This window comes from Paenibacillus sp. sgz302115 (assembly GCF_056120445.1).
The window spans coordinates 117,827-130,981 of sequence record NZ_JBVYOK010000016.1; the positions used below are offsets into that span (position 1 = coordinate 117,827).

Consider the following 13,155-nt stretch of genomic DNA (forward strand, 5'->3'; position numbering starts at 1 on the left):
CCTTCTATGCTTTTATTGTTACTCTTATTTTTGGAGTTGTTATCTATGTGAAGATTTGGTGGGATGGCCCCGGGCTAAGCTTTAAATTTTCAAAATGGTATTTTGGTATTTTTTTCGTTGCGGCGTTGATTGTTGGGGGAGGCACTTTTTTCGTGAGTTAAGTCATATATCGGTAACCCAATTCGGATTTGGTAGATAAAGCTGGAACTTACATAAGCGTTCTTTTGATTGATCGGAAAGTCAAGGATGGAGGATATTTAATGAATGCTATAAAACGATTCAAGCGCTGGATTGCTATGACTCTTATATTCATGGTTGCTCTAAGTCCGGCTTCTGAAGGATATGTGTCTGCGGCAGGTCCAGTGTTATTGGATCAACAGCAGGAAAATGGAACTGGAAATTCATGGGTTAATGCTGATTATGCAAGATATCAGACCTTTACTCCGGAGATTGCCGGAAAGCTTAGCAGGATTGATCTGAACACTGCGGGGAGCTTCGGTTCACCGGGAGCCATGAAGGTGAAAATTTATAAGGAAAGCGACCTCTCGACATTGCTCGCTGAAGAGCAACTAGCTTCTTACGGCCCAGGCTGGACGTCGGTTGATTTCTCAGGAACATCGCCTTATTTGAAGAAGAACACGATGTATAGAATGGTTGTTTCAACGGAATTCGGAGGCTCGAGTGGCTTCGGATGGTATATGAGCGGAGGTGACCCGTACACAAGAGGATACTCTCCGGCGACCAATTATGACTATGCTTTCAGGACGTACATGATTGCCGATTATTCGACAGCCTTCGAATTAAGCGGGATATCAAGTAGCGCATCCAGTCTTGTGGCGGACGGAACGAGTCAGACGACAGTGACGGTGACGCTGAGGGATGCCCAGGGCAATGCCCTGACTACCGGAGGGGCGATGGTTGCGATCAGGACAACGGCGGGTACTGTTAGTTCAGTCACGGATAATTATGACGGGACCTACACGGCAACGCTGACAGCGCCAACAACGGCAGGGACCGCAACGGTAAGTGGCACATTAAACGGCATTCCGTTGGGAGGTACAACGGCGGTCCAATTCGTGCCCGGGTCACCATCCAGTGCAAACAGCACGTTAACAGTGGGGAGTAGCTCGCTGACGGCTGACGGCACGAGTCAGACGACAGTAACCGTGAAGCTGAAGGATGCGCAGGGCAATGCCTTGACCACCGGAGGAGCGACGGTGGCGATTACATCAACGTCAGGTACGGTCAGCGCCGTAACGGATAAGAACAATGGGACCTACACGGCAACGCTGACATCGCCGACAGCGGTAGGGACCGCAACAGTCAGTGCCACAGTCGGCGGCACTGCGTTGCCAGGAACGGCCACGGTCCAGTTCGTGGTCGGGTCACCGTCCAGTGCGAGCAGCACGGTAGCAGTGGGGAGTAGCTCTTTGACGGCTGACGGAACGAGTCAGACGACAGTGACCGTGAAGCTGAAGGATGCGCAAGGCAATGCCTTAACCACCGGAGGAGCGACGGTGACGATTACAACAACTTCGGGTACGCTTGGTGCTATAACCGATAATAATAACGGGACCTATACAACGACACTAACGGCATCGACAACGGCAGGGAGTGCGACGATCGTTGTCACAGTGGGTGGCACTGCATTAACAAGCACGGCCACGGTGCAGTTCGTGGCCGGAGCGCCGTCCAGTGCGAACAGCACGTTAGCGGTGGGCAATAGCTCGCTGACGGCTGACGGCACGAGTCAGACGACAGTAACCGTCAAGCTGAAGGATGCACAGGGGAATGCTATTTCCACCGGAGGAGCGACGGTGGCGATTACAACAACTTCGGGTACGGTAAGCACCGTAACCGATAACCATAACGGGACCTACACGGCGGTGCTGACAGCGCCGGTAACGGTAGGGACCGCAACGGTCAGTGCCAGTGTAGGCGGCACTGCGTTGCCAGGGAAGGCCACGGTGCAGTTCGTGGCCGGAGCGCCGTCCAGTGCGAGCAGCACGCTAGCAGTGGGCAATAGTTCTTTGACGGCTGACGGAACGAGTCAGACGGCAGTGACCGTGAAGCTGAAGGATGCACAGGGGAATGTTATTACCACCGGAGGGGCGACGGTGGCGATTACATCGACGTTAGGTACGGTCAGCACCGTAACGGATAACCATAACGGGACCTACACGGCGGTGCTGACAGCGCCGGTAACGGTAGGGACCGCGACAGTCAGTGCCAGTGTAGGCGGCACTGCGTTGCCAGGCACGGCCACGGTGCAGTTCGTGGCCGGAGCGCCGTCCAGTGCGAACAGTGCGTTAGCAGTGGCGGATAGCTCTTTGACGGCTGACGGAACGAGTCAGACGGCAGTAACCGTGCGGCTGAAGGATGCACAGGGGAATGTTATTACCACCGGAGGGGCGACGGTGGCGATTACCTCGACGTTAGGTACGGTCAGTACCGTAACGGATAACCACAACGGGACCTACACGGCGGCGCTGACAGCGCCGACAACGGTAGGGAGCGCGACGGTCAGTGCCAGTGTAGGTGGCAGTGCGTTGGGGGGAACGGCCACGGTGCAGTTCGTGCCCGGCGCAGCATCCAGCGCGACCAGTACGCTAGCAGTGGGCGATAGCTCGTTGACGGCTGACGGAACGAGTCAGACGGCAGTAACCGTGCGGCTGAAGGATGCGCACGGCAATGCCTTGACCACCGGAGGAGCGACGGTGGCGATTACCTCGACGTTAGGTGCGGTTAGCACCGTAACGGACAATAATAACGGGACCTACACGGCGACGCTGACAGCGCCGACAACGGTAGGGAGCGCGACGGTCAGTGCCAGTATAGGTGGCAGTGAGCTGACCTCCAAGGCAACGGTGCAGTTCGTGGCCGGAGCGCCTTCCAGCGCGAATAGCACGCTGGCCGTGGGCGATAGCTCGTTGACCGCTGACGGAACGAGTCAGACGGCAGTGACCGTGAAGCTGAAGGATGCACAGGACAATGCCCTGACCACCGGAGGAGCGACGGTGACAATTACATCGACGTTAGGTACGGTTAGCGCCGTAACGGACAACCACAACGGGACCTACACGGCGGCGCTGACAGCGCCGACAACGGTAGGGACCGCGACAGTAAGTGCCAGTGTAGGTGGCACTGCATTAACCGGAATGGCTACGGTGCAGTTCGTGGCCGGAGCGCCGTCCAGTGCGAGCAGCACGCTAGCAGTGGGCAATAGCTCGCTGACGGCTGACGGAACAAGTCAGACGGCAGTAACGGTGCGGCTGAAGGACGCACAGGGCAATGCGCTTACCACCGGAGGAGCGACGGTGGCGGTTACATCAACGTTAGGTACAGTTAGTACCGTAACGGACAACCATAACGGAACCTACACGGCGACACTAACTGCGCCGACAACGGTAGGGACCGCAACAGTCAGTGCTACAGTAGGCGGCAGTGAACTGACCTCTAAGGCCACGGTGCAGTTCGTGGCCGGGGAGCCATCAGCGGAGAATGGCACAATTGCAGCGGACGATTTTTCGCTGACAGCCGACGGAACGAGTCAGACGGCAATCACCGTGAAGCTGAAGGATGCGCAGGGCAATGCCTTGACTACCGGAGGAGCGGTGGTGCTGATCACATCGACATTAGGTACGGTAAGCACTGTAACGGACAACCAGAACGGAACCTATACGGCGACGCTGACAGCGCCGACAACAGTAGGGACCGCGAAGATAAGCGCAACTGTGAATGGCGGTGCGCTAGCCTCAGCGGTAATGGTTCAGCTTGTACCAGGCGATGTAAGTTCATCCCACTCAACAATTACCGCAAGCGACCTGGTCGTGCGGGCAGATGGCAACAGCCAAGCCACAATCTTCGTGAAGCTTAAAGACGCATACGACCATCCGCTTGCTGGAAAACGGGTACAGCTTCATGCTCAAGACGGAAGCTCTGTCATGGAAGCCGTATATGAAAGCTCTGTTGCCAAAGCCGTTTATGGAAGCTCTGTGTCCAAAGAGGTTTATGGATGGACCAATGCGGAGGGGCTTGCCACATTTGTGGTCAGCAATGTAGCTGCTGAGAAAGTAACCTATTCTGCAAAGGAAGAAGCAAGCGGCATAACGCTAGATCAGACTGTGAGTATTACTTTTACGTATGACCAGCCGCCTGTTATCGGACTGCAGGCTGATCCCGTCACTCCGACCTTTGGCAGTGTGAATATTACGGTCACAGCATCTGCGTACGGTGAATTCAACAGCATTTCTTCGATGAAGTGGGCGGCAGGAAGCCGTTCGATAGCTTATTTTGATACACAGGGTATGGAAATTAAGGACCATTTCACCGTACAGGAGAATGGAATTTATTCAGTCTATGTGGCAGATACAGCGGGCAACGCGAATGTCAGCCTGATTGATGTCCAGAACATCGTTCCTTTGAGCAGCAATGCGAACTTGATAGGCTGGCAACTGATCGGACTCGGCGGGACGGTGAAGTTTGATTTTGATCCGGGAAAAATAAACAATTCGCTGGAAGTCAGCAATGCGGTGCATGGGCTGAAAATGCTGCTGACCCCCGCAGATGTGTACTCTGCCGTCTATGTCAACGGACTCCAGGTAGACAGCAATTCGCTAACCAAGGAGTATGATCTTGCAACGGGTCAAAATACATTCGAAGCCCGTGTCAAAGCACAAGACGGTTCCAATAAAACGTATACGCTCAACGTGATTCGGTCAGCGGCCAGTTCTGCTCCAAGCCGGGCTCCAAGCCCTGTTCCGAGTCCAACTTCGACTCCAACTCCAACTCCGAGTCCCGTTCCGAGTTCTGTTCCGAGCAGTCCTTCGGTTACTCCAAACTCTCCAAGCCAGACTTCTACGGGGTTTGCTCCTGTGGTTTGGATTAATGATAAGAAAGTAACGGGGCTGGCGACACTTTATACGGATGCAAATGGAGCGAAAACGATCGACGTTCTGCTGAATATGGATAATCTGCGCCAGGTCCTCGATTCACTGTCCAATCCTTCTGAAGCCAATCTCTCGGTTTCAATTGAAGATGCGGCAGACAAACTGGTGCTAAGACTTCCCGGGAATGCAGTCCCACTCCTGGCTGGGAAGGCGGCTGACATTACTTTGAAAACTCAGCATGGACAATATCGCCTGCCGCTGGCTGAGATTACAGACCAGGAGTCCGCTTGGACGAATGATACGGAAGTCCAGATCGTAATTGAGCGTGGCAACCGGGAAGCGGGCTTGCAGGAAGCAGCGCGTACAAATGGTTTTGGGCTGGTGGCAGATCCGGTTCATTTCAATGTACTTGTAACGCGTAATGGCGGGAAAAAAGAGATTTCGCGCTTCAGCCATTATGTGGAGAGGGTTATCTACTTATCCTCTGATGCCGGAGCGGCATCAACGGCTATTGTATGGGATCAGAGCTCCGGGGTACGGCCGGTCCCGACAAAATTCATTACGGTTGATGGACGTCGTGCCGCTGTCATTCGCAGTCTCACGAACAGCACCTACGCAGTGGTATCCAAAGCGTCCCAATTAACAGATATTCAAAAGCATTGGGCTGAGCCGGAAATTTCCAGCATGAGCAATAGAATGATCGTACAGGGAACAGAAGGAGGCCGCTTTTCGCCTGAAGCGGTAATTACCCGGGCTGAATTAGCGGCAATGCTGGCAAGGGCGCTGGGATTGGCACAAGAAGACAATTCAGCCGGGTTCCGTGATGTAGGCGGCTTGAGCTGGTATAGCGGCGCTATAGCGGCAGTAAAAGCATACGGGATTATGGATGGCTTTGGGGATGGGTCATTCAGACCGAACCAGAAGGTATCGCGGCAAGAAGCAGTTGTCACCGTCATACGGGCGCTGCGGCTGGCCGATAATGGTGCGCTAACGGGCAGTGCTGGAGCCAAAGTGGATTTAGCCGTCTACGCGGACAGCGGCCAAATCGGCGGCTGGGCGAGCGAAGCGCTGCGGACAGCGATTTATGCGGGGCTGATAAAGGGGTATGGAAATGAGCTGAGTCCGCAGAAGCCATTAACCCGTGCAGAAACAGCCGTGCTGCTGTACCGGATGCTGCAACAAGCAGGATTAATTGAGGGGTAATCAATAAAATAGGGATGCTCCATTGGCCAAATGTGAACCGTTTGGCTTCTGGAGCATCCCTTTTGGCGTTATTCTGTTGCAGCGTTCTTTGCCAGCTCCTTGCGCACAATAGGCGCAACCTTGGTGCCGAGCAGCTCGATGGCACGCAGAACTTCGCGGTGCGGCATGGTTCCGACGTTGACATGAAGGAAGAAGCGCGTAACGCCGAGGTTCTTGCGGAGCAGGAGGATCTTCTCGGCAACATATTCGGCATCGCCGACATAGAGGGCGCCGCGCAGGCTGCGCGCATCGTCATAGGTTGCGCGGTTGTAGGTTTGCCCCCAGCCCCGCTCACGTCCGATGACGTTCATCTGGGCCTGGGTGGAAGGGTAGAACAAGGCGGCAGCCTGTTCTGTGGTTTCACCGACAAAGCCATGCGAATGTGTGGCAATCTGCAGCTTGTCGGGGTTATGTCCGGCCTTTGCCGCAGCATCCTTGTAGAGCTTGACTAGCGGCGCGAAGCGCTCCGGCATGCCGCCGATGATGGCGAAGGCAATCGGAAGGCCAAGCATGCCTGCCCGGATTGCGGATTCGGGATTGCCGCCGCTGGCAATCCATACCGGCAGCGGGTCCTGGACTGCGCGTGGATAGACCGGAAGGTTATCAATGGCTGGGCGATGGCCGCCGCGCCAGGTTACTTTTTCCGAGGCCCTGATTTTCAGCAGCAGCTCCAGCTTCTCTTCGAACAATTCATCATAGTCGTCGAGACTGTAGCCGAAGAGGGGGAAGGACTCGATGAATGAACCCCGGCCTGCCATAATTTCCGCCCGGCCGTTCGACAGCCCGTCCAGCGTTGCGAAATTCTGATATACACGCACCGGATCATCTGAAGACAGCACGGAAACGGCGCTTGTGAGCCTGATCTTCTTCGTCATGGCCGCGGCAGCGGCAAGCACCACAGCGGGAGCGCTGCCCGCATAATCGGCACGGTGATGTTCCCCGATTCCATATACATCCAAGCCGACCTGATCGGCTAATACAATCTCCTCCACCGCCTCGCGCAGTCTTTCTGCGTGGCTGATTACCTCGCCGGTAACCGGGTCCGGTGTAGTTTCCAGGAATGTGCTGATGCCTATTTCCATACTGTTTTCCATTTCGGCCATTTCAATCCGCCTCCTTTTTTCGTGATTTTATCTTACTATACTTTTTAATGTTTCTCAACTTTCGTAAGTAAGTTTTTTGTTGCACAATGGATAGTATATATGAAGCTGAACCTAAAAATGCCCGCCACTCCCAAAAGGCGGAGCGGCAGGCGGATGCAGTAGTGCGGGTTTTACAGCTTTCTTTTGCTGACGGCGAGTTGAATGATCATGATTACCAGAACGAGCAGTGCAATGAGCTGGTCTGTACTCATGGGTGTCCGGGCCTCCATTCCTGTTAAGGATGGCTCTGTCGGACGGCATCTCCTCTCCAAGAAGCTGCTTCGTTCCCCTTATACAAACTATGAGCTGATGCAGAGAAATAGTACTTCATATCGTGAATAGTTATGCTAATGAATTTCCATGCAGAATACGTATTGATTATTACAGTTTGCTGTTATAGTATATAGCATTGGTTTCTATGAGAATTTAGGAGGATGTAGAGCGGTGGTCATTGTTGCCTGCCTTATTTTTATTGTCACCTTGTTTTTTGTCATTTGGCAGCCGCGCAATTTATCAATTGGCTGGTCAGCTTGCGGCGGGGCGGCGCTTGCGCTGGCGGCCGGGGTGGTGAGCTTCAGAGACGTTTTCGACGTTACAATGATAGTGTGGAATGCTACCCTGGCTTTTATAGCCATCATCCTAATCTCGCTGATCCTCGATAAAATCGGTTTCTTTGAGTGGGCGGCACTGCACATGGCAGCGGCGGCCCGGGGCAACGGAACGCGGATGTTCGTTTATGTCATTATTCTGGGTGCGGTTGTTGCAGCGTTTTTTGCCAATGACGGTGCTGCGCTGATTCTGACACCGATTGTTCTGGCTATGGTGCGGGCGCTGAATTTTGATGAGAAAAAGGTTTTCCCGTTCATTATCGCCGGCGGATTCATCGCGGATACTACTTCGCTGCCGCTGATTGTCAGCAATCTGGTCAATATCGTCTCCGTCGATTTCTTCGGCATTACCTTCATGCAGTATGCAGGACGTATGTTGCTGCCAACGCTGTTCTCGCTGGGGGCGAGTATTCTGGTCCTATACCTTTTCTTCCGCAAAAGCATCCCCAAGCACTATGACGTCTCGAGTTTGAAGAATCCGGTAGAGGCGCTGAAGGATGAGCGGATGTTCCGTGTGTCGTGGGGAGTACTGGCACTGCTGCTGGCAGGTTATTTCGTTAGCGAATTTCTGGATATTCCCGTCTCAGTGGTCGCTGGATTCATTGCGCTATGCTTCTTGCTGCTGGCGAGCAAAAGCCCTGCAGTCAAGACGATGGAAGTGGTCAAAGGAGCGCCGTGGGCTATTGTGTTTTTCTCAATCGGCATGTATGTCGTAGTCTATGGACTGCGAAATGCGGGTCTTACGGATGAACTGGCTGAACTGATCAATGCTGCGGCCCGGCATGGACTGTTTGCGGCAACGATGGGGATGGGCTTCCTGGCGGCTGTGATCTCTTCGGTGATGAACAATTTGCCGACGGTGCTGATCGGTGCGCTCGCTATTGATACGGCTCATGCCACAGGACTGATCAAGGAGGCGCTCATCTACGCCAATGTTATCGGCTCTGACCTGGGACCGAAGATTACGCCCATCGGCTCGCTGGCTACCCTGCTATGGCTGCATGTTCTATCCTCCAAGGGTGTGAAGATATCCTGGGGAACCTACTTCAAGACGGGGATTGTATTGACGATACCAACGTTGTTCATTACATTGCTCGGGTTATATTTGACGCTGAAGTTCACTTAAGCTGACAAAAAAGAACGGTGCGGGCCGCTTGGCCTGCACCGTTCTTTTTTTTGGATGAATAGGTTTCGCGCCATGCATCTGCATTATTCTGCTGCACCGCCTAATCCTTCCCCTTCGGGCCGCCGTATCCGGGGTAGGTGACTACCGGCCATTTTACCTTGCGCAGCGCGTCAATCAGCTCAGGCCCCACGTTTAGGTTGCTGCTGACAAGCGCCTCTGGCGTGAGTGCCATCCATTGATTCAGCGAGACGTCGGCGAAGCGGTCGCTCTTGAACATTTCCAGGAACCACAGTGTATCAGTTCCGGTATTCTGGATATAATGTCCGAAGGCAAAAGGAACATAGCCAACATCCCCGGCTCTGTAATTGAAGGTTCGGGCCGCTCCGTTGCCGCCGAAGACGGTCATGCGGCCTTGGCCGGTCAAGTAATACTGCCATTCGTCATTGTTCGGATGCCAGTGCAGTTCGCGCATTGCGCCAGGTTCAATCTCGACCAGCGCAGCGGCGATGGTCTTGGAGATAGGGAAATTGGAGGAGTCGACAATTCTTACGCTGCCGCCCGGGGTCTTCAACGGAGGCTGGGCCAATAACTGATGCTTGAAGCTGAGCGGAGTGTCACCGAAGGGGGACTGTACTTTTTGACTCTGTAAGGAACCCGGAACCTGGTCCTGGTAGATGTAGACCTGATCCTTCGGGATACAGTCAAACGCGGAAGGCGGCACACCGAAATTGGCTGACAGCACCTCCTTCGGCGTATGGGCGAACCAGTCGGAAATAGACAGCGTGTTCAGATCGGAGAAGCTGCCGTCGTCGAACACAAGCAGAAATTCGCAGCCTTCCTCAAGCCCTTGAATGGAGTGGGGGATGCCCGGAGGGAAATACCACAGATCGCCTGGGCCTACGTCGGCAATGAAGTTCCGTCCATTCTGGTCTACCGCCGTAATCCGTGCGCTTCCGAGCAGCATGTAGGACCACTCGGCCTGCTGATGCCAATGCAGCTCCCGCACACCGCCTGGCGTGAGGCTCATATTGACTCCGGCGAGTGTGGTGGCTACAGGCAGCTCTCTTACGGTAATCTCTCTGGACCAGCCGCCGTGATTTAGCTGCATGTGGGTGTCGGAGAAGGAAAATCTCAGATTGGGAATTAATCCGTTATCCGTTACGGGAGGGACGAACATATCCGGGTTCTCCCGGTCCCGCATCACATCGCGGGGGCCGAGGTCCACATTGCCGGTGCCGTCGCTTCGTATCGGCTGGGGGACCGGAAGTGGACTGGGGGAATCAGACTTGCTGGCAGTCATGGCAAAGACTCCTTTCAGGATACTCAATACTTCATGGAAATATATGCGAAATTCTGCCGCATATGATTGACAAACCCGGGTAAATGACCAGAATAGAAGTTGGCAGTGTCCCGCGAATTTTGAAGCCGAAATTATAAGGAGAAGGTATACGGAAATGGCAAAATTCACTCATTCAGCCCTCCGCATAAGCAGAATAAGGGCTGTAATCGTTGGTTTGCTGGTTATTGTATGGATTGCAGGAAGCAGCTTTTTCATGCCCGCGGGTGCATTTGCAGCAGCAGGGGATCGTGGAGAGCAGCGGCTGCCATTGCTGCTTAACGACTGCTACGTGCTGTTCCCGGGCAAACAGGCCCCTTATATGAAAGAAGGGAGATTGCTCATGCCGATTCGGGCATTCTCGGATATGCTCGGAGCACAGCTAACTTATGATTCTGCCGACAGAAGCCTTACATTCTCTTATATGGGGCAGGCTGTGCGCGGAATTAAGGACGGACGGATGAACGCCATATTCAACGGGAATATTGAAGCGTCGCTGGGGGTCGCACCGGAGCTGAAGAATGGTGTGCTGTTTGTTCCCATGAGCTCGGTTCTGAAGGATTCGAAATCTATCCGCTGGGAGAACATGTCGAACCGGATTAATAAAGTAAGCGGGGTAATCTGGGGGAGACAGGGTGTGACCTTGCCGCAGACGCAGCCGTTTCTGCTGCTTGCTCCATTTGTGTATACACCGGAGACGATAGATGGAACGTATAACCCGTTATTTCCTACTCACCTATCGCAGGTTCAGGTTGCTAATGGAGGCTACCGTCTGACCTTGGACACGCTGAATTCCTCTCCATTCCTATTAGAGAAAGGCAAGGTGGAGCTGGAATTCGTCGCTGTTGACAACAAAGGCAAGAGCGCGCGCCAGCGTCTTGCAGGTCCTGCAGCACGGCTGGCCAAGGGTGGCAGAGCATCATTTTCTTTAGAAGTGCCCGCAGAAGCGGAGTATGTTATTTTCCGCTCGCAGATGGTAAGCACGAAGCAGAAGTAAGGATACTTTAACGATAATCAGAGAGCAGGGTACACACATATGACAGATGGCGGACAAGAACGCTACCGCTTCAGTGAAGCGCCGATTTGGGAGCTGCAGCGGAAATATTATGAAGAGCTGGGCATGCAGGCCTGGAAAAACGACCAGGTTCCGCAATATATTACGAGCAACCCGATGATTGGGACCGCCTATGCGGAGATGATCTTCGGTTTTTTACAAGACCGTGCAAGTCTGGGACAGACCACGGAACGGGTCATCATTCTGGAGCTGGGGGCAGGGGTAGGCCGGCTTGCGTTCCATGTGCTGCATCAGCTGAGCAAATTAATTGAATACGCGGGGCTTACGCTGCCCCCGTTCACCTATGTAATGAGCGATTTGCCCTGGAAAAATATCACCGGCTGGCAGCAGCATCCTGGACTCAAGCCTTTTGTGGAGCGCGGCATCCTTGATTTTGCACGTTTCGATGCAGTTGCGGATACAGAGCTGCACCTGACGCAGAGCGGTACGGTGATTGCACCGGGTACGCTGGCGCAGCCGCTGATGGTGATCGCCAACTACTTTTTTGACAGTATTCCGCAGGAGCTGCTCTATGTGGATGAAGGCAAAATTTATGAATGCGAGGTATCGCTGCGCTACCCGGAGCAAATGAAAGAAATGGGCACTTCCGAGGTGCTCAGGGATCTGATTCCCGAGTATCACTACCGCCGGGCGGCTGGCTACGAAGAGGAAGCGTACCCGTACCGCGAGGTTATCGCCTTCTACCAGGAGAAGCTGGAGGATTCGCATGTGCTGTTCCCGGCGGCTGCTCTGGGATGCATGGAGCGGCTGAACGCACTGTCCGGGGCAGGGTTCCTGCTGCTGACCGCCGACAAGGGCGACCACCGGCTGGAGAATTGGGAATTTGTCGAGCCGCCGAAGCTGATTCATCACGGAAGCATTTCGCTCACAGCGAACTACCATGCGATGGTGTACCATTTTGAGCAGAAGGGCGCTTTATCCTCATTTACTGAGCATCATTACAAGAACCTGAACGTTGGCTGCATCTATATGCTGGAGGAGCCGCTGCGCCATGTACAGACCCGCCTGGCCTACCACAGATTTATTGAGCGCTTCGGACCGGATGATTTCTTCAGCATGAAGCTGTGGATCGACCAGAACTACGACAGCAGTGGAATACAGCAAATTCTGGCGTTCTGGCGGCTGGGCGGCTACGATGCCGAACTGTTCATCCAGAGCGCGGAACGCATCTCCAGTCTGTTGGAGGACGCCACCGACGAGGAGATTCTCGATTTGAAGCTGGGGATCGACCGGATGTGGGCAGGGTTCTATCCGATGCCGCAGCGGTATGATCTGGCCCTCGACAGCGGATTGCTGCTGTTCGAAATGGGGCTGTACGAGGAAGCGCAACACTACCTTACGCAATCGCTGAGGGAGACGGAGGACGAGCCTGTGGTCACGGTGCTCTACTGCCTGGCGATTTGCAGCTATGAGCTTGAGGATCTGGAGGCAGCGCGGGAGTATACGCGCCGGGCGCTGGTGCTTGAGCCGGAGCATGAAGAGGCGCTGGATTTGCTGGCTGCGCTCAGTGGAGACTGATGCGGGCTTTACATCCCTGCAGTTTTTTGTGAAAATATAAGAAAGTAATCTTCACACAAGAAACGCGATGACGAGAAGAGTAGATATATCCATTCTTTCACAGAGAGCCCCGGACGCTGAAAAGGGGTAAAGAACGGTATGTTGAACCAAGTCTCTGAGTGGCGCACCCGGAACCAGACAGAAGCTGGGGATAGTGCGACAGGAGCTCCTGTTACAGAG

Annotated in this window: 7 protein-coding genes and 1 other annotated feature (1 of these 8 running past the window's edge); of the genes, 5 read left to right on the forward strand and 2 right to left on the reverse strand. The window is 54.1% G+C overall.

The window, feature by feature from the left end:
• Positions 1–260: 260 nt before the first annotated feature.
• On the forward strand, positions 261–6,092 hold the full coding sequence (locus tag AC0LWN_RS24460) for an invasin domain 3-containing protein (RefSeq protein WP_474669956.1): 5,832 nt from the start codon (positions 261–263) through the stop codon (positions 6,090–6,092).
• A 68-nt stretch (positions 6,093–6,160) separates the two neighbouring features.
• On the opposite strand, the gene AC0LWN_RS24465 is transcribed toward AC0LWN_RS24460, so the two are convergent.
• Positions 6,161–7,234, reverse strand: coding sequence for an LLM class flavin-dependent oxidoreductase (locus tag AC0LWN_RS24465; RefSeq protein ID WP_474669958.1), 1,074 nt, complete (start codon positions 7,232–7,234; stop codon positions 6,161–6,163).
• A 207-nt stretch (positions 7,235–7,441) separates the two neighbouring features.
• Here AC0LWN_RS24465 and AC0LWN_RS24470 point away from each other — a divergent pair, with 207 nt between their 5' ends.
• Positions 7,442–7,615, forward strand: a complete 174-nt coding sequence (locus tag AC0LWN_RS24470) for a hypothetical protein (protein WP_474669960.1) — start codon at positions 7,442–7,444, stop codon at positions 7,613–7,615.
• Positions 7,616–7,717: 102 nt separating this feature from the next.
• Positions 7,718–9,007, forward strand: coding sequence for an arsenic transporter (locus AC0LWN_RS24475; protein WP_474669962.1), 1,290 nt, complete (start codon positions 7,718–7,720; stop codon positions 9,005–9,007).
• Between the two features lie 100 nt (positions 9,008–9,107).
• On the opposite strand, the gene AC0LWN_RS24480 is transcribed toward AC0LWN_RS24475, so the two are convergent.
• Entirely contained in the window at positions 9,108–10,307 is a 1,200-nt protein-coding gene (locus tag AC0LWN_RS24480; protein WP_474669964.1) for an oxalate decarboxylase family bicupin, read from the reverse strand.
• Between the two features lie 154 nt (positions 10,308–10,461).
• Between AC0LWN_RS24480 and AC0LWN_RS24485 the strand changes: the two genes are divergently transcribed.
• Together AC0LWN_RS24485 and AC0LWN_RS24490 are read left to right on the forward strand one after the other, a co-directional pair.
• Positions 10,462–11,340: a stalk domain-containing protein gene (locus AC0LWN_RS24485; protein ID WP_474669966.1), complete on the forward strand. Its 879-nt coding sequence runs from the start codon at positions 10,462–10,464 to the stop codon at positions 11,338–11,340.
• 39 nt (positions 11,341–11,379) lie between these two features.
• The gene (locus tag AC0LWN_RS24490) at positions 11,380–12,936 is read left to right on the forward strand and encodes a tetratricopeptide repeat protein (RefSeq protein ID WP_474669968.1); all 1,557 of its coding nucleotides are present in this window, start codon (positions 11,380–11,382) and stop codon (positions 12,934–12,936) included.
• 58 nt (positions 12,937–12,994) lie between these two features.
• Positions 12,995–13,155 (forward strand) — a binding site (T-box leader) (it continues 104 nt past the right edge of the window).